Annotated in this window: 20 protein-coding genes and 1 tRNA gene; 9 read left to right on the top strand and 12 right to left on the bottom strand. The window is 49.5% G+C overall.

Annotated elements, in window-relative coordinates:
* The first annotated feature begins 241 nt into the window (after nt 1-241).
* The 5 genes from rsd to EH243_RS17215 all read left to right on the top strand — a co-directional run bounded on the left by rsd (nt 242) and on the right by EH243_RS17215 (nt 3,142).
* Nucleotides 242-724 carry a sigma D regulator gene (gene rsd / locus EH243_RS17235; protein ID WP_126159898.1) on the top strand — a complete coding sequence of 161 codons (483 nt, stop codon included), beginning with the start codon at nt 242-244 and terminating at the stop codon, nt 722-724.
* 42 nt (nt 725-766) lie between these two features.
* The gene (locus tag EH243_RS17230) at nt 767-1,747 is read left to right on the top strand and encodes a WD40 repeat domain-containing protein (RefSeq protein ID WP_126159897.1); all 981 of its coding nucleotides are present in this window, start codon (nt 767-769) and stop codon (nt 1,745-1,747) included.
* 448 nt (nt 1,748-2,195) lie between these two features.
* Nucleotides 2,196-2,420: an EF-hand domain-containing protein gene (locus tag EH243_RS17225; protein ID WP_126159937.1), complete on the top strand. Its 225-nt coding sequence runs from the start codon at nt 2,196-2,198 to the stop codon at nt 2,418-2,420.
* A gap of 136 nt (nt 2,421-2,556) precedes the next feature.
* Complete coding sequence (locus EH243_RS17220; protein ID WP_126159936.1) at nt 2,557-2,781, top strand: EF-hand domain-containing protein; 225 nt, start codon at nt 2,557-2,559, stop codon at nt 2,779-2,781.
* 136 nt (nt 2,782-2,917) lie between these two features.
* Entirely contained in the window at nt 2,918-3,142 is a 225-nt protein-coding gene (locus tag EH243_RS17215; protein ID WP_126159935.1) for an EF-hand domain-containing protein, read from the top strand.
* Between the two features lie 109 nt (nt 3,143-3,251).
* Here EH243_RS17215 and EH243_RS17210 read toward each other — a convergent pair whose 3' ends face one another.
* From EH243_RS17210 to EH243_RS17185, 6 genes are all read right to left on the bottom strand, one after another.
* Nucleotides 3,252-3,980 (bottom strand): amino acid ABC transporter ATP-binding protein, encoded by a 729-nt coding sequence (locus EH243_RS17210; RefSeq protein ID WP_164549159.1) that lies wholly within the window; start codon nt 3,978-3,980, stop codon nt 3,252-3,254.
* Nucleotides 3,981-4,028: 48 nt separating this feature from the next.
* On the bottom strand, nt 4,029-5,129 hold the full coding sequence (locus tag EH243_RS17205) for an amino acid ABC transporter permease (RefSeq protein WP_126159896.1): 1,101 nt from the start codon (nt 5,127-5,129) through the stop codon (nt 4,029-4,031).
* An 11-nt stretch (nt 5,130-5,140) separates the two neighbouring features.
* The gene (locus EH243_RS17200) at nt 5,141-6,364 is read right to left on the bottom strand and encodes an amino acid ABC transporter permease (protein ID WP_126159895.1); all 1,224 of its coding nucleotides are present in this window, start codon (nt 6,362-6,364) and stop codon (nt 5,141-5,143) included.
* A gap of 100 nt (nt 6,365-6,464) precedes the next feature.
* Complete coding sequence (locus EH243_RS17195; protein WP_126159894.1) at nt 6,465-7,478, bottom strand: amino acid ABC transporter substrate-binding protein; 1,014 nt, start codon at nt 7,476-7,478, stop codon at nt 6,465-6,467.
* A gap of 328 nt (nt 7,479-7,806) precedes the next feature.
* Nucleotides 7,807-8,532 (bottom strand): FKBP-type peptidyl-prolyl cis-trans isomerase, encoded by a 726-nt coding sequence (locus tag EH243_RS17190; protein ID WP_126159893.1) that lies wholly within the window; start codon nt 8,530-8,532, stop codon nt 7,807-7,809.
* 61 nt (nt 8,533-8,593) lie between these two features.
* Nucleotides 8,594-9,106 carry a TIGR02444 family protein gene (locus EH243_RS17185; protein WP_126159892.1) on the bottom strand — a complete coding sequence of 171 codons (513 nt, stop codon included), beginning with the start codon at nt 9,104-9,106 and terminating at the stop codon, nt 8,594-8,596.
* A 20-nt stretch (nt 9,107-9,126) separates the two neighbouring features.
* On the opposite strand from EH243_RS17185, the gene EH243_RS17180 reads away from it, so the two are divergent.
* Nucleotides 9,127-11,037, top strand: coding sequence for an ATP-binding cassette domain-containing protein (locus tag EH243_RS17180; RefSeq protein WP_126159891.1), 1,911 nt, complete (start codon nt 9,127-9,129; stop codon nt 11,035-11,037).
* Between the two features lie 85 nt (nt 11,038-11,122).
* Here the strand turns inward: EH243_RS17180 and EH243_RS17175 are convergent, their stop codons facing one another.
* Nucleotides 11,123-12,439 carry an HDOD domain-containing protein gene (locus EH243_RS17175; protein WP_126159890.1) on the bottom strand — a complete coding sequence of 439 codons (1,317 nt, stop codon included), beginning with the start codon at nt 12,437-12,439 and terminating at the stop codon, nt 11,123-11,125.
* A gap of 357 nt (nt 12,440-12,796) precedes the next feature.
* On the opposite strand from EH243_RS17175, the gene ggt reads away from it, so the two are divergent.
* Nucleotides 12,797-14,545, top strand: coding sequence for a gamma-glutamyltransferase (gene ggt / locus EH243_RS17170; RefSeq protein ID WP_126159889.1), 1,749 nt, complete (start codon nt 12,797-12,799; stop codon nt 14,543-14,545).
* Between the two features lie 110 nt (nt 14,546-14,655).
* Here ggt and EH243_RS17165 read toward each other — a convergent pair whose 3' ends face one another.
* The 4 genes from EH243_RS17165 to pyrE form a co-directional block, all read right to left on the bottom strand.
* Nucleotides 14,656-16,053 carry a uracil-xanthine permease family protein gene (locus EH243_RS17165; protein ID WP_126159888.1) on the bottom strand — a complete coding sequence of 466 codons (1,398 nt, stop codon included), beginning with the start codon at nt 16,051-16,053 and terminating at the stop codon, nt 14,656-14,658.
* A 55-nt stretch (nt 16,054-16,108) separates the two neighbouring features.
* Entirely contained in the window at nt 16,109-16,825 is a 717-nt protein-coding gene (locus tag EH243_RS17160; RefSeq protein WP_126159887.1) for an outer membrane protein OmpK, read from the bottom strand.
* 863 nt (nt 16,826-17,688) lie between these two features.
* Nucleotides 17,689-17,764 (bottom strand) — tRNA-Phe (locus EH243_RS17155).
* A 98-nt stretch (nt 17,765-17,862) separates the two neighbouring features.
* Nucleotides 17,863-18,504, bottom strand: a complete 642-nt coding sequence (pyrE, locus tag EH243_RS17150) for an orotate phosphoribosyltransferase (RefSeq protein WP_126159886.1) — start codon at nt 18,502-18,504, stop codon at nt 17,863-17,865.
* A 197-nt stretch (nt 18,505-18,701) separates the two neighbouring features.
* On the opposite strand from pyrE, the gene EH243_RS17145 reads away from it, so the two are divergent.
* The gene (locus EH243_RS17145; RefSeq protein WP_126159885.1) at nt 18,702-19,469 is read left to right on the top strand and encodes an exodeoxyribonuclease III; all 768 of its coding nucleotides are present in this window, start codon (nt 18,702-18,704) and stop codon (nt 19,467-19,469) included.
* 75 nt (nt 19,470-19,544) lie between these two features.
* On the opposite strand, the gene rph is transcribed toward EH243_RS17145, so the two are convergent.
* Complete coding sequence (rph, locus tag EH243_RS17140; protein WP_126159884.1) at nt 19,545-20,312, bottom strand: ribonuclease PH; 768 nt, start codon at nt 20,310-20,312, stop codon at nt 19,545-19,547.
* 137 nt (nt 20,313-20,449) lie between these two features.
* On the opposite strand from rph, the gene EH243_RS17135 reads away from it, so the two are divergent.
* Complete coding sequence (locus EH243_RS17135; RefSeq protein WP_126159883.1) at nt 20,450-21,313, top strand: YicC/YloC family endoribonuclease; 864 nt, start codon at nt 20,450-20,452, stop codon at nt 21,311-21,313.
* The last annotated feature ends 316 nt before the right edge of the window (nt 21,314-21,629 follow it).

Here is a 21,629-nt window from a genome sequence, read left to right as displayed (position 1 = left end):
AGAGACACTTCACAGCAATCCCTCTGCCCCTTCAGCCGATCCCGTCGCATACGCCACAGCAAAGTAAGACCCGACCGATAGATTCTCCTGTTGTACCATCTTTAGCAAAAAATATCAGTGTCACATGATCAAGATTAGCTATCTCTGAGTGAAAAGGGCTCGGCTATTGCCTCTTTCACAGCGTTAGGATTAGTATTGAGGCACTCAGACTGCAAGTGCTGAACATTAAAGGAGGCCTGCTATGCTAGAAAAATGCCGTAATGCCCAGGAACGCTGGGGAGGTGTGAGCGACATTATTGATAACTGGCTCGATGGACGTCAAAAACTGATCAGCTTTTTTGTTTCTCTGCCGCAACAAAATGTTCAGGATGCACTGAATGATAAAATTCAGGAGTTCTGCCAACTCATGATGGACTATATCTCATCAGGCCATTTTGAAGTGTATGAACAACTATTGAAGCAGGGCAGCGAGTTCAATGATGGCAGCCTCGAAAAGGCCCAAGCACTGTTCCCAAATATTCAGAACAGTACCGATGCCGCACTCGACTTCAATGATCTCTATTCCAACTTTGAAGGGATCACTCTGCAGCAGATGTATGAACTGACTTGTCAGCTGTCATCACTGGGTGAAACACTGGAAGAACGTTTTGCCCTCGAAGATAAAATGATTGAGATTCTTCATATCGCTCACCGTGAACGCGTGTTTGCCGAGCCCCAAGTATAAGACAGGCACACCCTGCATTGAGAGCATAGATAGGAACACTTTATGGAGAACAGGTTGCGTGTTGTTGGTTGTGCCCTTCTGGTCACAACCCTACTGACCGGCTGCAGTAATAACGATGATCCTGCCCAATACGTTGAATACGCAATTCAAGGCGCCTATTCAGCCACTCTATCGCCACAGTCAACCTATGCAACCGTTGGCTCATTCACCCATGGCGGCAGTTTATGGAACGTCAAACAACATGAACGGCTGTATAACTGGAATCATCAAGCCGGCGAATATAGCTTAATTGCTGCCAGCGCTTTCTCCCCTGATGAGTTATATGCCGCTACCGCTGAGCAACAAGACCTCGTCCTGTGGAACCTGAGTAACGGCCAACCCGAAGGGTTCTGGAGCTCACCGGCTGAAATCCTCGCCATGGATCTCTCCCCTAATGGTGACTATGCACTGTTAGGCTTAGCCGACCATACGGCGGTTTATTTCAACGCCAAACAGGGCGGCGTCATGCAGACCTTCCGCCATGAGGCACGGGTCAAGTCGGTTGACCTTAGCGATGACGCGCTCCTCGCATTGACCGGTGACGACGCCTATAACGCCCAGCTATGGGATGTTCAGAGCAACAAAGTTATCCACAGCCTCAAGTTCGGTAATATCGTCGATACTGTCGCCCTCTCACCCAATAAACAGCTCGCCTTTAGTGCCGGCAGTCTAGACCGTGCGGTTATCTGGAGTACGCAGGACGGCAAGGTCTTACACACCCTGTCGGATAACAGTGATCTATTTGGTAAGCGACTCAGCTTTCTCTCCGCCCGCTTCTCTCCCGACAATAGCCAATTACTCACCGGCACAGCCTCCGGCTCGGTTCAGCTATGGAGCACCAGCAGTGGCGAAATACTACGTAGCTGGAATATCCATAAACGCGATCCCTACGGGCCCACCAGCACCGGCGTCTACTCCGTGAGTTTTGGCAACGGCCAATATTACGCCATGGGATCTAACGGCATCATCAACGAACTGAAATAACACAAGACGATACGTCATCGTTTTGATATTTCTCAACACGTGATTAGCTGCTCGGTTAATCACGTTCTCCGTCAACCTGCTCCGACCCTTTCCCTACTCATATTCTCCTCCATACCGGCAAACCTACAGCACACGGGTAACGCTTAACTCCACTATAGCCCGGCCTGCGGCCCCGAAGCTCGAAGTCCTTATATAACTCATATCCTCTTGGTCTCTATCTGCAGACAGTTAAAAACCAATAAAATCAAATAGTTACGAAAACACTCTTCAAGATCGCTGGCCTATAGCGACAGGAATACTCCACTTTCGCTTTATTAACAACAATAACTTATTGATTTATAAGAACTAATCAGACTTGGCACAGCACCTGCTATTAAGGGGTTATTCCGATCAACTTATTTGATCTGACGGATTAATCAATTCAAGCAAATAAACTAGGAGCTTAACCATGAACATCAAAACCCTATGCGCCATCGCCCTGACTTCTGTTTCTGCAGCAGCATTCGCTGTCGATAAGCCTGAGTTCAACCTTGTCGACCTGAATGCCGATGGTTTTGTCAGCCAGGAAGAAGCTCAAAATGCTGAGGGTTTAGCTGAGGTTTTCGAAGCCGCGGATATGAACAAGGATGGTCAACTAGACACCGCTGAATACACTGAAATCACTCTCGGTTGATTCAAAGGTTGGGGGCTCAGTCATGCTGATAACCCTATCATTTACCCAGATAAAAAAGTGATTATTCCGTGCAACTTATGAGCCTGACGGATTAATCCAACGGAACGACAAACTGAAAAACTCTAGGAGCTTCACCATGAATATCAAAACTCTATGTGCCATCGCCCTGACTTCTGTATCTGCAGCAGCATTCGCCGTCGATAAGCCTGAGTTCAACCTTGTCGACCTAAATGCCGATGGTTTTGTCAGCCAGGAAGAAGCTCAAAATATTGTGGGTTTAGCTGAGATTTTCGAAGCCGCGGATATCAACAAGGATGGTCAATTAGACACCGCTGAATACACTGAAATCACTCTCGGTTGATTCAAAGATTGGGGTCTCAGTCATGCTGATCACCCCATCATGTATCCAGATAAAAAAGTGATTATTCCGCGTAACTTATAAGCCTGACGGATTAATCCAACTGAACGACAAACTTAAAAACTCAAGGAGCTTCACCATGAACATCAAAACCCTATGTGCCATCGCCCTGACTTCTGTATCTGCAGCAGCATTCGCCGTTGATCTGCCTGAATTTAACCTGGCTGATGCCAACGGTGATGGCTTTGTTAGCCAAGAAGAAGCAAAAAACATCGAAGGGCTAACAGAGATGTTTGAAGCCGCTGATGTTAACAAAGATGGTCAGCTGGATGAGCTTGAATACACAGAAGCTTCTATCAAGTGAACCACAGACTGGGAGCGCGACCGCACCGATCGACTCCCAGCACTTTATGTCGATCCAATAAAAAACCGCCCAACGGCGGTTTTTTAATGCGTTTATTTAAGGATGCGGCTTAATGCTGCAAAATCTGACTCAGGAACAATTGCGTCCGCTCATGCTGCGGATTGTTAAAGAACTCATGGGGCTCGTTCTCTTCAACAATCTGCCCACCATCCATAAAGATCACCCGGTCGGCCACGGTCTTAGCGAAACCCATCTCGTGGGTCACACACAGCATGGTCATCCCTTCGGTAGCCAGCTCAATCATAACGTCGAGCACCTCTTTGATCATCTCTGGGTCGAGTGCCGAGGTTGGTTCATCGAAAAGCATTACGTCGGGGTTCATGCAGAGTGAGCGGGCAATCGCCACCCGCTGCTGTTGTCCACCGGAGAGCTGGCCAGGGTACTTGAGTGCCTGATCGGGGATTTTAACCCGTTCAAGCAGCTCCATCGCTTGAGCTTCAGCTTCCTTACGGGGCATCTTTTTCACCCAGATCGGAGCGAGAACACAGTTTTCTAACACCGTCAGGTGAGGGAATAGATTAAAGTGCTGAAACACCATCCCCACTTCCTTACGGATCGCTTCGATGTTTTTAATATCTTCATTAAGGGGAATATCATTAACGATGATATCGCCCTTCTGATGCTCTTCCAGATGGTTAATACAGCGAATCATCGTTGATTTACCGGAGCCCGATGGGCCACAGATAACAATTTTTTCGCCCTGCTTAACTTCCAGATTAATATTTTTCAACACATGAAATTCGCCGTACCATTTGTTCAGGTTACGCAATTCCACCATCATTTTATCAGTCGCTTGTGAATGGCTCATATCAAAATCTCTCTGTAATCAGGCACGGTTGCCATGGCCGGTATTTAATGCTTTTTCCAGATGCTGCGAATAACGCGACATACTGAAACAGAACACCCAGAACAACAGGGCAACAAATAAATAACTCTCGGTGGAATAACCAATCCATTTAGGATCTTGGTTTGCCGCCTGACCAATCGCCAACACATCAAACAAACCGATAATCAGCACTAAGCTGGTATCCTTGAACAGCGCGATAAAGGTATTAACGATACCCGGTATCATTAGTTTCAATGCCTGCGGCATGATGATCAAAATCATCTTCTGCCAATAACCGAGCCCTAGCGCATCCGCCGCTTCATACTGCCCCTTAGGAATCGCCTGCAGTCCACCCCTGATCACTTCCGCCATATAGGCAGACTGGAATAGGGTAATACCGATGAGCGCCCTGAGCAGCTTGTCAAAGCTCATGCCTTCCGGAAAGAACAGTGGCAACATTACCGACGCCATAAATAGCACCGTGATCAGCGGAACACCCCGCCAGATTTCGATAAAGGTGACACACACCGAACGCACGATCGGCATCTCCGATTGCCGTCCTAATGCCAGTACGATACCCAAGGGTAGTGAAGCCACAATACCAACAACGGCTAATACCAGCGTCAGCGTAAGACCACCCCACAGGTGGGTTTCCACCTGAGGCAGGCCAAAGGAATTACCGTATAAGAGGATGAACGCGACGACAGGATAAGCCACCAGCAGCAGTGCGGCGACAATTCCTTTCTTCGGTGTCTTAGGTAGTACCAGCCAGATGATTGAGCCAATTAAAATAATAAAGGCTATCTGCACCCGCCAATGTTCTGCTTCTGGGTAAAACCCATAGAGAAACTGATCCAATCGATTGGCAATAAACACCCAGCAGGCGCCACCGCTGGTACAGGCATCACGGCTATCGCCGACCCAATCGGCATCAATAAAGATCCACTGAATCGTGGGCACCAAAAAACTGATCAGAAAGTAGCCGACCACGATCGTTGCGATCGAATTCACCGGACCGTTAAATAGGTTTTTCCGCAGCCAGCCAATCACACCAATCATGTTCGCCGGTGGGGGCAACGTGGGTTGTAGTTCGTATTTCATAGCATCCCCTCCTAACGTTCCGACAACTGAATTCTGGCGTTATACCAGTTCATAAAGAATGAGGTCATCAAGCTGAGCGCCAAATAGACCGCCATGGTCATGGAGATCACCTCAATGGCCTGCCCTGTCTGATTCAGGGTTGTCCCCGCAAAGACGTTCACTAGATCGGGATAGCCGATCGCGGTCGCCAAGGAGGAGTTCTTCGTCAGGTTAAGGTATTGGCTGGTCAGCGGTGGAATCACCACCCGCAACGCTTGTGGAATCACGATCAAACGCAGGGTTTTCGCTTTCGACATACCCAGCGCCGTAGCCGCTTCCGTTTGGCCATGGGAAACCGCCAGAATACCGGCACGAACCGTTTCGGCAATAAAGGCTGCGGTATAGATACTCAGCGCCAACCAAAGAGCGATTAGCTCGGGTATCACGGTGATACCACCTTTAAAGTTAAAACCTTTCAGCTCTGGATGATCCAACCCTAGTGGCATGCCACTAAACAGGAACAGTACCAGAGGCACTCCGATAACCAGCCCGATGGTCGTCAGCGCCACCGGAAACTGCTGTCCCGTTAGCTCCTGGCGTTTTTTCGCCCAACGGGCAATTAGCCAACTGGCCGCAATCGCCGCAAAAAAGCCAACGGTCACAAGACCAAAACCCTCTTCAGGCACCGGCGCAGGAAAAATAAAACCCCGGTTATTAATAAAGGAACCTAAAAACTCAATACTTTGACGTGGCTGAGGCAGTGTTCGCAGTACCGCGTAGTACCAGAAGAAGATCTGCAGCAGCAGAGGAATATTACGAAAAATTTCGATGTAAAGCGCAGAGAACTTAGCGACTAACCAGTTATCCGATAACCGCGCAACACCCAGAATAAAGCCAAGAATCGTCGCCGCAATAATACCCATTACTGCAATCAGTATGGTATTGAGCAGGCCGACAATAAAGGTCATACCGTAGCTAGACGCTTCCGTATAATCAATAAGACTCATGGCAATACCAAAACCGGCTTCACGGGTTAAGAAATCAAAGCCTGTCGTAATACCACGTTGTTCAAGATTGGTCAGCGTGTTGTCTATTATGGTGTAAAAGACAAAACCCAAGACCGACAATAACAGCACCTGAAACAGTAACGATCGCTTTTTCGGATCGTTCCAGAATTTTGGCTGACTCACCGGCGGTGCTTTTTCTTTGGCTGAGCCATCAGGCTTGTGGCCTGAACTCGACATGTCTGAGGACATTGTTAACTCCAAAAATCAGTACACAGATATTTCTGCCTAGGCATATACCAAAGGGCAGAAACAAAAACGGCCAGCCCTTAGGCCAGCCGTTGATCAGCATTTAACGCATGGGTGGAGCGTACTGCAGACCTCCTTGGTTCCACAATGCGTTCAAACCGCGATCTAGACCCAGTGGAGAGTCTTTACCGACGTTACGCTCATAAGCTTCACCGTAGTTACCGACTTGCTTAACGATCTGATATGCCCAGTCATCAGCCAGATCAAGACCTTTACCTTTAGGTCCATCTAAACCAATCAAACGTTTTACGTTTGGATCAGTGCTTTCAGACTTCATCTTATCGATATTAGCGGATGTTACCCCTAGCTCTTCAGCATTAAGCATCGCATTGTGCGTCCACTTAACGATGTTAAACCAAGTATCATCACCCTGACGTACAACAGGTCCTAAAGGCTCTTTAGAGATAACCTCAGGCAGTGCGCCAACGCTTGATGGATCTTGCATACGGGTACGTAAACCCGCGGCTTGAGATAAGTCAGTGGTGAATGAATCACAACGGCCACTGTCAAAAGCCTGTGCTGCTTGATCATTGGTATCAAAAACTACCGGCGTATATGTAATACCGTTAGCACGGAAGTAATCGGCCATATTCAGCTCGGTAGTAGTACCGGACTGAACACAAACGGTTGCACCATCCAGCTCTTTAACGCTTTTCAAGCCCAGATCTTTCTTCACAAGAAAGCCCTGACCGTCATAATAGTTAACACCTGCGAAATTAACACCCAGTTGGGTATCTCGGGTCTGTGTCCAAGTCGTTACACGGGACAATACATCGATTTCACCCGACACCAGCGCAGTAAAACGCTCTTTCGCGTTAAGCGGAATAAATTTAACTTTCGTTGAATCGCCAAATACTGCAGCGGCAACAGCTCGACAAAGATCAACATCAAGACCTTTCCAATTACCTTTATCATCAGGTACTGAGAAACCAGGGACACCACTGGTCACACCACATTGTACAGCGCCACGTTCCTTCACTGTTTCTAAAGTACCTGCCGTAGCAGCACCGGTCATCGCAGCCATCAAAACAGCAGCAGAGATCAGTTTCTTCTTCATAGGATGCTTCCTCTCTTTGTAACAAATGAATGAATAATAAAAGCAGCGCCGTTTTGGCAGCCTTGCCATACATCTAATTAAGCAAGTAGCATTCCACTTTTTATTGTTATATTCCAAATATTTAACTCTAAGTGTAGCAACAGTTCCCCATCTGTACAGGAGATCGTTGCTAGCAGCTGTATTACCCTTTCATCATGTTGAAATAAATCTACAAAATAACTATCAAAAACGCTCGTTTTTTATGACATTTACATTCAAAGCCTTTTTTTCGCACCAAAAAAAACCACCCAAGAGGGTGGTTTGTATATTTTTGACCGCATTTGGCGCTTTACTCAGCGGGGTTAATCTCTAACAGCTCAACTTCAAAAACCAGTGTTTCATTCGGACCGATAGCATCACCCATACCGCCCGGGCCGTATGCCAAGTCAGCCGGAAGCACTAGGCGCGCTTTACCACCCGCTTTCATCAATTGTAGGCCTTCTGTCCAGCCAGGAATAACACCATTTAACGGGAAAGAAACCGGCTCACCACGGCTATAAGAGCTATCAAAGTCCGTACCGTCGATTAATGAACCACGATAGTGCACTTTAACCGTATCTTCTGCTTTCGGGCTATCACCCTCGCCTGCGGTTAACTCTTCATACTGAAGACCCGACTCGGTGGTAACCACCCCTTCTTTTTTAGCATTCTCAGCGAGGTAATCCTGCCCTTTCTTCAGGTTACCGTCTGAAATCTTGGCAAATTCAGCTTGTTGCTCGGCCATTTTAGCCTGCTGGAAAGCCATCATGGTCGCTTCCACTTCTTCAGGCTTCAGCAGTGGCTCATCACCGGAATAAACACTCTCAACAGCCCGGCGCAGGGCATCAACATCCAACTCTTCAACATCCGCTTTCAGACGCTCGCCCAACATCAGACCCAAGCTATAACCTAACTTTTGCTGATCGGTTTCCAGGGTATACGGCTTCTCTACCTCTGCGACGGCCTTCTCTTTATCAGGGCCACAACCAACCAATACGATACTTGCTACGGCCACGGCCACCAGCGTCTTCTTCATTGTCATTCCTTAAATTCCGGGATCATTTATGTGCTGTTAGTAAGCCATTAAACTGAAAAGTTCAGCCGATTACTACCGCACCTGCGGCTTTATCGCTTAATTGCCGTAAAAGAGCCGGCAAATCACCTAAATTTTCTGCTGTTTTAGCCGTCACCTTAGCGGCAACACAGAGGTTAAGATAACTCAACTGATTCAGAGGCTTTACATCCGCACCGGCTGCATCAGGACACAGATCCCGCAGATCATAGAGCAATCCTATCTCGACCTTTTCGGCACTCAATTCCGCCTGTTTCATCGCCTCATAGCAGCACTGCTGATCCTCAGACTGCTTTGACTGGCGTAAGTCATAGCGGAGTTTACGCAGCGGCTCAAGCGTACGGCTACGCCACTGTTGCACCTGCTGATCATCCAACTGTGGTGGTAACTGCTTTCCTTCTCGCGCTAGCCATAAACCAAAGAGCAGGTCATTCACACTCAATTGATATCGGTTTTGCAATGTTAAGCAAAGATCCGCCACCTCTGGGGTAGAATAGATCTGCACTGCGAAGTGCCAAAACACATTATTATCTAACATCTGTGATAAAATCCGCCGCCATGATTCAGTTAAACCAGTTAAGCTTACAACGTGGACCCCTGCGCCTGCTAGACAGAGCGCAATTAACTATCCACGCCAATCAGAAAGTGGGCATTGTCGGCGCCAATGGTGTCGGTAAATCCTCGCTTTTTAAACTTATTCTTGGCCAGCTACAGCCCGATGAAGGTGATCTACAGCTACCAGGCAACCTGACGATCGCCCATATGGCGCAGGAAGTCGCCGACAGCGAAGACCGCGCGATCGACTATGTGCTCGATGGTGATCACCGCTTGCGGGCGGTACAGCAAGGGTTGGCCGACGCCGAGCAATCAGGCAACCATCATCGGATCGGCGAACTACATGCTCAGCTGGATGCCATCGATGGTTACAGCGCTGAAGCCCGTGCCCACCAGCTATTGAACGGTCTGAGTTTTTCGACCTCCGATGCCCAACGGCCGGTGAATACCTTTTCCGGCGGCTGGCGGATTCGACTCAACCTAGCGCAAGCGCTGATGAGTCATTCCGATATCCTTCTACTCGATGAGCCGACCAACCACCTTGATCTGGATGCAACCATCTGGCTGGAACAGTGGCTACGGAATTATCAGGGAACACTCCTGCTGATCTCCCATGACCGCGACTTTCTCGATGCGGTCAGCACCCATATCGTCCACATGTCCAACCAGAAAACGGAACTGTATAAAGGCGGTTACAGCGACTTTGAAAAACGGCGCGCCGAACGACTCGCGCAGCAACAATCTCAGTTTGAAAAACAACAGGTGCGAATCGCTGAAATTGAGAGCTTTGTTAACCGCTTTAAAGCGAAAGCCACTAAAGCCAAACAAGCCCAAAGCCGAGTTAAAGAGTTAGAGCGCATGGAGCTGATCGCGCCAGCCCATGTCGATAGTCCGTTTAGCTTTACCTTTCAGTCATCAGATAAGATCTCTTTTCCGCTGATGAGCCTGAATAACTGCCAGTTAGGTTATAGCCAGCCCATTCTAAACAACGTCAAACTCACCCTTTCGCCGGGCGATCGTATCGGCCTATTGGGGCCCAACGGTGCGGGTAAATCAACCCTGATTAAAACCCTTACCCGAGATCTCCCCCTGATTGATGGCGTGTATAACGCCGGTGAGCACCTAAAAATCGGTTACTTTGCCCAGCACCAGCTTGAAGCCTTAGATCTAGAAGCCTCCCCAGCACTGCATATTCAGCGCATCTCGCCGAAAGCCAGTGATCAGGAAATCCGTAATTACTTAGGCAGCTTTGACTTTAATGGTGATCGCGCGCTCGAGCCGGTCAAACGCTTCTCCGGCGGTGAAAAAGCGCGGGTAGCCCTGGCATTAATCGCCTGGCAGCGCCCTAACCTGCTGCTGCTCGATGAACCCACCAACCACCTCGACCTAGAGGTGCGTCATGCGCTCACGATGGCACTGCAAAACTTCGATGGTGCCTTGATTCTGGTCTCTCACGATCGTCACCTATTGCGGAACACCGTAGATCAGTTCTGGCTGGTAGCCAACGGCCGAGTATCCCCTTTTGACGGAGATATGGATGACTACCAACAATGGCTGGCGACACAGCGACGGACACAGAATCAAACCCCTGAAGAGCCGAAAGAAAACCGCTCGCTCAGCGCCGCTGAAAAGAAAGAGCAGAAACGGCTTGAGGCGGAACGACGCAATGCACTACGGCCGCTGCGCAAAGCCATTGATAAGCTGGAGGCAACCCTCGACAAAGTGACGCAGGAGCTGCAACTGGTGGAAACTTCACTGGCGGATGTCAGCTTGTACGAAGAGGGCAATAAAGAACAACTTAAACGTCAGCTACAGCAGCAGGGCGAACTGCAACAAAAAGCAGATGCCATTGAATCTGAATGGATGGAAAAACTCGAAGAACTAGAGCAACTAGAAAGCGAAACGACGCTCTAACACAAGCGCAGGGGAACAAACAAACATCATAAGGCCGTTTAATACCTAGATTAAACGGCCTCTGCCAAGCGACATCAACCCAGCCTTAGTGAGCATGCATAATCGTATGTACTAAAGCGTCTAGATCGCCGGTATTGCTGGCAACCGATGCAACAACCTCATCCACATCCGCCCGACTTAACCCCAACTGCTGCAGTAAGCTATCGGCAACGTCCTCTATCGGACCGTCAGCCAAACCTTGGCGACGCAACTCTCGGTTAACGATATAGATCAACTTGGCCTCATGGCTCGCGATGCCATCGTAACTCAGGTTATTGTGATGACGAACCGCTTCCACCACCACTTCTGGCAACCCCCAATCACTCAACAACCAGGCACCAATCTGTTCACGGGTGACATTCATGACCTGTTTTTCCACATACTCCAACGGCATATGAGGATTCGCCTCAATATAACGTGATAGCAGTGCAAAATGTGGCGGAAACAGATGCGCTAAAATCAGATAACCAAAGTTTTGTAGCAACCCAGCCAGATACACTAACCCAGGCTTAGGACGGCTCTCGACAGGAATTTTCTTACACATCAACTCCGCCGTCGCCGCGACATACACCGATTGTTTCCAATAAGGAATACCGTCCCGCGGCGTATCATCGGGCACCGTCAGAGTTTTACCCATCGCGACACCCAATGCCAAATTGACCACCAGATCAAAGCCCAGTACTCGAATCACCGCATCTTCCACCGAGTGAACTTCCCCCGGCGCCGCATAGTAAGGAGACCCTGCCCAGCTCATCACCTGCGACGCCAAGGACGCATCGCTACAGACCAAAGGTAACAGATCATCAATGCCCGCGATCGGATCAGAGCGCAACTCAAGCAGACGCTGCATCGTCATCGGCAACGGCGGTAAACCCAGCGTATCCTCTAACCGCTGCTGTATTCGCAACGTGGTAAAACGCTCAACGGCGCGGGTAATCACCTGTTCATCACTACCGGCCGGCTGAAACTGCTCAATCGCATGCGGTGTCAGCCCCAAAGAGCATTGAGACAGGTGATCTTTAAACCACTCTTTATGCGCTTCAAAAGAGAGCCCGGTATACGCTTCAATTACATTGAAGTGCTCATACCCCTCAAGCGAGCTATCAATAAAGACAGGCAGTTGAAATAGTTTTTCTTGGCCAAGCTCTATTTTTAACGCCGCTTGACTGAAAAATTTAGTGGCATCCGAGCCCCTCACCGGTTGCAGATGCCGCCCCGAATGCTTCCAGATGCTGACCAAGTTTAATAGCATATTGGCCGGCAATAGGACCAATGCCTTACCTTCATGGTCATTTAACAGCACCATTCTAATGGTTTTAGCATCATCATCCGCGCAAGAAATAGATTTTACCGCTATGGACAAAGTGAATCTCCTAGTTGCTAGTGAGTCCTTAACTTAATGGTATCGGCCTCAAACGCCTCATCTTTAGCCGATCTTAGTATAAGGGAGACAATGGCTCGCCAATACAACAACACTACTCATTCCGAGCCACCCTTAGCCCCATGATTAGCCTCACGTTTATTCCGTATTAATCCCCCAGCGTTAACTGTTTCAGCCGAGTTATCTTTCAATATAGACAGCAATATCTGCAGGAGCCCACTTTCCGCATCAATTTCGCGCGATAAACCTGCTTTATTCAAAAAACAGCGCCAATATCTGCTTTAATAACCACTCAGGCTATCTCCAACTACCCGCGATAGACGCTTCAGGAATTGAATTATGCGAACACCTTATCTCTCTATTATTTTCGCCACCCTCGCTGCTGTTTCATCATTCACTTATGCGATCAATGAAGACCTCGCACCGGAATCCGCCACCGGCACGCTGCATCAAAACAGTATTACCGCACAGCAGCAGATGGTGGTGACCGCTCACCCACTCGCCACCCAAGCGGGTTATCACGTTTTACAACAGGGGGGCAGCGCCGTTGACGCCGCCGTAGCCGTTCAGGCGATGCTGACACTGGTGGAGCCGCAATCCTCGGGTATCGGAGGTGGCGCCTTTATGCTCTATTGGGATAACAGCACGCAACGCTTAACCGCCTTTGATGGCCGAGAAACCGCCCCTGCTGCTGCCGATGAGAATCTCTTTTTAACCGAAGAGGGAACCCCGATGAGTTGGTGGGATGCCATGGTTGGCGGCCGTTCAGTGGGCACGCCGGGGGTTCTCGCAATGCTTGAATTCAGCCACCATCAGTACGGCAAAAAGCCTTGGGCTTCACTGTTCAGTGACGCGATTCAAACCTCTAAAGAGGGCTTCAATGTCGGCGCCAGACTGCATCAGTTATTGGCGTCCAACATCAACCCCGGACTGGGACGCTACCCCGAAGCTCGCGCATATTTCTTCACCCCCGAAGGGGAAGCCCTACCTGAAGGGCACCGGTTGACCAATCCCGCACTCGCACACTCACTACAGCAGATCGCTGAACAAGGTGCCACCGCGCTTTATCAAGGAGAACTCGGCCAAAAGATCGTTGCCGCCGTTAAGCAAGCCACCGACAACCCCGGCAAGCTCCAACTGAGCGACCTTCAGAACTATCGTCCCGTCGCACGACAGCCAATTTGCCGCCCCTTTCGCCAATACCGCGTCTGTGGCTTTCCTCCACCGACATCGGGTGGCGTCACCACGCTACAGATCATAAAGCTCATGGAGTTAGCCGAATCCCAGCCGCAACAACCCGACAGCTTAGGGTTTTATCACCTGTTCACTCAGGCTAGCCGACTCGCCTATGCCGACCGCGGCCGCTACCTAGCCGACAGTGATTTTATCGATGTACCGGTTGATGCCCTACTAGACGAAACCTATTTGCAGCAGCGCAGCCAACTGATCAGCCCACTGAAAGACATGGGCCAAGCCAACCCAGGCGAACTGCCACAAACCATCAGCCAGGCCGATGATCGCTCACCAGAACTGCCCTCCACCAGCCATTTTGTCATCGTCGATAAATGGGGCAATGCGGTATCGATCACCAGCAGTATCGAAATGGCGTTCGGCTCCACGCTGATGGCCGGTGGGTTCTTGCTCAATAATCAACTCACCGACTTTTCCTTTGTCGCAGAACAGGACGGTAAACCGGTCGCCAACCGAGTACAGCCGAATAAGCGCCCTCGCAGTTCGATGTCGCCCATGATGGTGTTTGATCAAAATAATCAGTTAGTCGCCGCCCTGGGCTCCCCCGGCGGCAGTCGCATCATCAGCTATGTGGCTAAAAACCTCTACCTTAAACTGAGTTCCGATATCTCACTGCAGGCAGCTTTTAACAGCCCCCATGTCGTTAACCGTAACGGTGTGACCGAACTCGAAGCAAGCACCACGGCGGAACAGCTCGCCGAACCGCTACGGGCGCTGGGCCATCAAATCAAGATCAAAGACCAAAACAGCGGCCTACATGGCTTTTTCCGCCAATCTGACGGCCGCTGGCACAGCGCAGTCGATCCCCGCCGGGAAGGCACCGCCATGGGTGATTAACAACCGCACACGCTGATCAAACGACACACACAAAAACACCGCGATCAACGCGGTGTTTTATATTCAAGGTTACGCAAATATCTTACGACCTCCATCGAGTTAACCGATAGTTAATCCGCCTGCACAGCACTCAAATCACTGACAGTGGTTTCGTCAGCAACGCTGTCACTTTCACCCAATTCCTCCGGTAAAAGTAGGCTAAGAATAATAGCTGCCATACCACCGGTGGTAATAGGAGAACCAAATACACTCTGTACCATCTTCGGTAGCTGATCCAGCAGCCCCGGTGTCATGCTAACACCCAGCCCCATACCAAACGCCACGGCCATAATCAGCAGCTTACGGCGATCGAGATGCTCCGATGCAATAATCTTAATGCCAGCGGCGGCCACCGTGCCAAACATCACCAGCGTTGCGCCACCGAGTACCGGCTTAGGTATCTGCTGCAGAATGCCACCGATCATCGGGAACAACCCCAATAAGATCAGGATAGCTCCGATATACAGTGCAATATGGCGACTCGCCACGCCGGTCAACTGGATCACGCCGTTATTTTGGCTAAACGTGGTATTAGGAAAGGTGTTAAACACCGCTGCCAATAGCGAGTTAAAACCGTCGGCAAAGACGCCGCCACGAACGCGAGCAATATACTCATCCCCTTTAATAGGCTGTTTCGACACCATACAGTTAGCGGTAATGTCGCCAGTGGATTCAATAGCCGTAATCAGATAGATCATCGCGATCGGCAGAAAAGCGCTCCAATCAAACGAGAAACCATATTTAAACGGCACAGGAATACTGATAACCGGCAAGCTGCTCAGGTTGGCAAAACTGATCTTCCCCATAAACCCAGCAATCACCATCCCGATCACTAGCCCTAACACGATCGACGACAGACGAATCCAGCTATTGCTAGAACGGTTCAGGGCAATAATACTGATCAGCACGACACCGCCCAGCATGAGATTGGCAGGATCACCAAAGTCTTTCGCCTTAAAGCCACCGGCTAGGTCGGTCATGCCTACTTTAATCAGGCTGGCACCGATAATGGTAATCACAATGCCAGTTACCAACGGGGTAATAACACGCTTGAGCTTATGAATAAACTGGCTCAGGAAGATCTCAATAAAGGCGCCGAGCATACAGACCCCAAAAATCAGGGACAGCATCTCTTCTGGGCCTCCGCCCTGCCCTTTGGCAATAAAACCTGCCGCCAACACCGAGCTAAGAAAAGCAAAGCTGGTGCCCTGCACGCAGATCATCCCCGCCCCCATACCCAAGGGACGACGGGCCTGAATAATCGTACCCACACCGGATACCATCAACGCCATGCTGATCAGGTAGGGGACATGCTCACCCAACCCCAGTACGCCACCAATAATCAACGTGGGAGTGATGATACCAATAAAGCTAGCCAATACATGCTGTAGTGCGGCAAAACCGGACTCTACAGCACCGGGCTTAGCATTCAGCGAATAGATCAGGTCGTTCGTATTTTGTGACGACATAAGGACTCCTTATGAGTAGCGGGGCACGACACCCCGCATTCAAGCAAGTGAACGATCAAAAATGCCATTTCAACAATAATGATGCGTTGCGTTCATCAATGGTGCTGCCGTATTTATTGTTCCAATAGGCATACTCAATACCCACATACAGCGGCGATGTCAGCCCCATATTTTTACCGACATTCCATTTCAACTGCGGCGTGAAGTTCATCTCGGATTCATTGGTGTCGCTGCTCGAACTCCAATCAAGGAAACCATCGATCAGGAACTCTTGGCTGCCCGCTTCGATGGGATAAGCCCATGTCAGTGTTAACTGCTCATCATTATCCGCAAACTCGTTATTAGCCTTGTATACACTGGCGGTGAAATATCTAAACCCAGGCACATCCAAGTTAACGCTCACACCGTAAAGTTGATTATCAAAACCATCACCGGCTTCCCAAGTACCCGCCAGATAGACATCTTTAACAAATCCAAAAGAGAGGTCATTACCGGTGGCATAACTCAAGCTTAAGCGTGGGGAGAACTCTCCATAGAAACTGCTATCACCATCTTCCGGCATGGTGCGGTCAATAAACAGAAAGGTATCACCCCAGTTATGACCGGTGGCATTTTCCAGTGTGACAACATCCATATTGCCGGTGGGCGTGAACTTATAATCATCCCCTTTCAAGTAGCTCAGGCTGGTATTGGTCCAGAGCATTTCAGCGGAGGCGGGTGTAGCGATTAAAGCGCTTACAGACAGAGCGGCCAGTGCGAGTTTGCGTTTCATAGTGATCATCATCCCATTCTTTTCATTATTTAATTTTCGGGCTGTCCAACAAGACCCTTTACTTACTACTTGAGCAAAAAGCTGGCCAAGTGGTCAGAAAATAAATAACAAATGGCAGATAGCGTTTTAAAACATCACCTTAAATAGGATAAAAAATATTCAAACTAGCGTTTACGGGAAAAACAGCATGCCTCATCACAAGGCACTGCCCTCAGATATTCTGCAAAAACGGTTACTTTTAGTGCGAAAGTTAACACAATAATTGCCGTATATTGTATACAACAAAGACTAGATCCCTTTGTGGAGTCAACCTTAAATCACCCAAAATACGACTTATGGCACGGTTTAAAGCCAATGGTGCTCCGGTACAAAGATGGACGCAGGCCATAACAACACCGTCGCTCTTTGAGAGCGACCCGAAGGGTGAGGAGCGCAGCGACGAATAATCGAACTTGGTTCGCGTTCCGAGTGGCCATACTCCAGACGCAAAAAAGCCCTGCATTTAACTGCAAGGCTTAAAAGCATAAATGGAGCCCGGACTCCGAGCGATGCCCGCAGGCCATAACAGCATCGTCGTTTTTTGACGATGGCCCGAAGGGTGAGGAGCGTAGCGACGAATAATCGAACCGGTTCGATTCTTTTAGACACAAAAAAGCCCTGCATTTGACTGCAAGGCTTAAAAGTATAAATGGTGCCCAACTCGGAGTGATGGCCGTAGGCCATAACAACATCGTCGCTTTTTGACGATGGCCCGAAGGGAGAGGAGCGCAGCGACGAATAATCGAACTTGGTTCGCGTTCCGAGCTGCCATACTCCAGACACAAAAAAGCCCTGCATTTGACTGCAAGGCTTAAAAGTATAAATGGTGCCCGGACTCGGAATCGAACCAAGGACACGAGGATTTTCAATCCTCTGCTCTACCGACTGAGCTATCCGGGCACACAAGAGAGGCGTATTAAACACGGCCAAGCAGGAAAAATCAACCGAATTGCTCGCTCACCTTAAAAATATTACGTTATTGATCAATCAGTAACCGATCAGATGCCGTATTGAGCCCGATATGCTGAAATAGCCGCTATCTGCTCATCCATGCCACCCTTCTCATCGAGGTAGGTTAGCAGGTCGGTTAACGAGACAATGCTGGCAACCGGCATATTATAATCACGCTCGACTTCCTGAATAGCCGATAACTCGCCTTTGCCCTTTTCTTGGCGATTCAGTGCGATCACCGTACCGGCGGGTGTCGCGCCAGCCTGTGCAATAATATCCATCACCTCACGAATCGCCGTGCCCGCCGTGATCACATCATCAATGATCAATACTCGGCCTTCTAATGGTGCGCCCACCAGGTTGCCGCCTTCGCCGTGTGTCTTGGCTTCTTTACGGTTAAACACATAGGGAACGTCCTGACCAAACTCAGTCGCCAAGGCAACGCAGGTTGCTGCAGCAAGAGGAATCCCTTTGTAAGCAGGCCCCAACATGACATCATATTCGATACCCGATTGCTGAATCGCCGCCGCATAGCATTTGCCTAAACGGGCCAATGCGGCACCGCTGTTAAACAAACCCGCATTAAAGAAATAAGGGCTGGTACGGCCCGATTTCAGGGTGAACTCGCCGAATCGCAACACCTCTTTATCTATCGCGAACTCGATAAACTCTCTCTGATAATCCTGCATGTGGGCTCTCCGCAACACTGTTTAAAAAGTGGCCGTATGATACAGGGTTTCTTCCTGCCCCTCCATTATGAACAATAGTTAAACCCTGATTTACCCATCCTGAGCTTAATAGTCCGTGCTTTAGATTTAAATTTCCTTAAACACCCAGTACAATGCGCCTTTCGCTACAAATTGCGTTTTTCACAGGTTTATAAGCTATGCGCGTCATTACATTCAATACTCAGGGTATTGAGCAGGCTACAGATAACGGATTCTTCCAGTGGATGGTAGAACAGGATGCTGATGTGGTATGCCTTCAGGATCTGCGTGCCAAAGACTACCAACTGGATGATAAACGTTATCATCCCGAGGGCTATGAAGCTTACTTCTTCGATGCATTTGAAGATGGTTATAGCGGCGTGGCTATCTATACCCGAGTGATGCCTAAGGCGATCATGACCGGGCTAGGCTTTGAGCAATGCGATTTCCACGGACGTTTCATACAGGCAGACTTTGACAACGTCAGCGTCGCCTCCTTTAGCGTGCCCTCCGGTCTTAAAAGTGCAGAAGCACAGCAGGCTAAAGAGGAATACCTGCAGCTACTCAAAGGCCACTTCACGAAAACCCTGCGTAAACGTCGTGAGTTTATTTTTTGTGGCCCGCTACTGATCGCCCATAAACCGCAAGATCTGAGCAACTGGTATGTTAACCAGAAAGTCTCCGGATTTTTGCCGCAAGAGCGCGAATGGGTAGAAGATCTGTTTGGTGATATGGGTTATGTCGATGCCTTCCGTCAGGTGAATCGCGTTGATCAGCAACATACTTGGTGGCCGGACTACAACAAGGCCCGTGAGCTCAATGAAGGTGCTCGCCTAGATTATCAGATCACCACAGCCAATCTGCGCAAAACGATCAAATCAGCCTCCATCTATCGGGGACAGGTTTTTTCTGCCCACGCACCGCTGATTATTGATTACGATCTCTGAAGTCTATTCCTCTTAGACGCGACAGCGATCATCAAAAAAGGGAGCCGAGGCTCCCTTTTTTACACCCTAACCGACTCAGGCTAAGGCTTTTTCCTGCATCTCGCACAATTCAGAGATACCCTTCTTCGCCAGTTCCAGCATGGCATTCAGCTCATCCTGAGAGTAAGGCTCGCCTTCAGCGGTGCCCTGCACCTCTACAAAGCCACCTTTGCTGGTCATGATCACATTCATATCGGTTTCCGCCGATGAATCTTCAGCATAATCCAAATCCAGCACCGGCTTGCCGTTATAGATACCTACCGAAATAGCCGCTAAGCCACACTTAACCGGATCACCCTTCATGGCACCGTGCTTATCTTTTTTCAGGAAGCTAATCGCATCCCGCAAGGCCACGTAGGCGCCGGTAATAGAAGCTGTACGTGTGCCACCGTCGGCCTGAATCACATCACAGTCGATCGTAATGGTATTCTCACCCAGTTTTTTCAGATCCATACAGGCCCGTAAAGAACGACCGATCAAACGCTGAATCTCCACGGTACGACCGCCCTGCTGGCCTCTTGCCGCTTCCCGACCATTACGGCTACCGGTGGCGCGTGGCAACATGCCGTATTCCGCTGTAACCCAACCAGAACCTGAGCCACGAAGGAAGCGCGGCACGCCCCGCTCAACAGACGCGGTGCAGATCACTTTGGTATCACCAAACTCCACCAGCACGGAACCCTCTGCATGCTTGGTGAAATGACGAGTGATACGGACTTCACGCATCTGATCCGCCTCACGATTGCTCGGACGAAACGTCGTGACGCCAAGATTTTGCAACTGATCTGAAATTGTTGAACTCATGAACTTAAGGATCCTGTTCGGAACCCCGACCGAACGCATAGAGGAAGCGATCGAGGGCTGTTAGAATAAAACGTAAATCCGCCGACACCGGTTAAACGTCGACAACGAAACCTGCATTCTAAACGAGAACAGAGAATATGACACGCAGCATGACCGCTTTTGCCCGCCAAGAAGCGCAACATGAATGGGGCAGCCTGATCTGGGAAGTCCGTTCCGTCAATCACCGCTATCTCGAACCCCACCTGCGACTACCGGACAGCCTACGTGATATCGAAGGCCCATTACGGGAAGCCCTACGTAAAAAACTCAGTCGCGGAAAAGTCGAATGCACTCTGCGGTTTGTCCCTGAGGCCCAATCCCAAACCTTAACCATCAACGAAACCTTTGCTCGCGAACTGCTAGACGCCGCACAGCAAATGGAAAACCTACTGCAGGTTTCAAAGCCAATCGACACCATGGACCTGCTCCGCTGGCCCGGCGTATTAAAAGATACCAGCCTCGATATGGATGCCGTAAAAAAAGCGGCGCTCACACTCTTCCATACCGCCCTCGATGAACTCATCGAAAGCCGTGGCCGTGAAGGCGTCGAACTCGCCGCCCTGATCGATCAACGCCTGGACACCATCAGCGATATCGTCGGCGATGTGCGCAGTAAACTACCGGGTATCCTGCAAGCCCAACGCGACAACCTCAAGGCTCGGCTAGAAGAGTTTAAAGCAGACCTCGATCAAGCCCGCGTAGAACAAGAGATGGTGATCCTCGCACAAAAAGCCGATGTCGACGAAGAGATGGATCGCCTCAATACTCACGTCCAAGAAGTTAAGCGTGTCCTCAAATCCAAAGGCCCCATCGGCCGTCGCCTAGACTTCCTGATGCAGGAACTCAACCGCGAAGCCAACACCCTATCATCCAAATCTATCGTCACCGACACCACGCAAAGCGCCGTGGAGCTTAAGGTTTTAATCGAGCAGATGAGAGAGCAAATACAAAACATCGAATAGATTCTTAGATAAAAAGCTACCCGTCCAAGAATGTTGTAAAGTCCTGTATTACCTTGTGAAGAACATTGAAAATACAGGGCTTTTTTATTTTCCCCGTCCAAATAGGTTTCCAGAAGTCCGTTATCTGCTGCTGTTTAAGTAGCGCCCGCTATTTTTGGCTCCTCCATTATTTCAGAAACTTTAGAACCACGGGGATTCATATAATAAGTGCGACACTTTTTGCTAAAGGTGGAGAGGTGGTCAACTGCTGACCGTGGTACGCTTCTTCTCGCCAAAGACAAAGTGTATCACTATGACATATCAACAGTTGACCGAA

This window comes from Amphritea opalescens, from assembly GCF_003957515.1.
In the GTDB taxonomy this organism is placed as follows: domain Bacteria; phylum Pseudomonadota; class Gammaproteobacteria; order Pseudomonadales; family Balneatricaceae; genus Amphritea; species Amphritea opalescens.
Note: the sequence above shows the minus strand (reverse complement) of the source record. Positions and strands in the feature narration are given on the sequence as shown.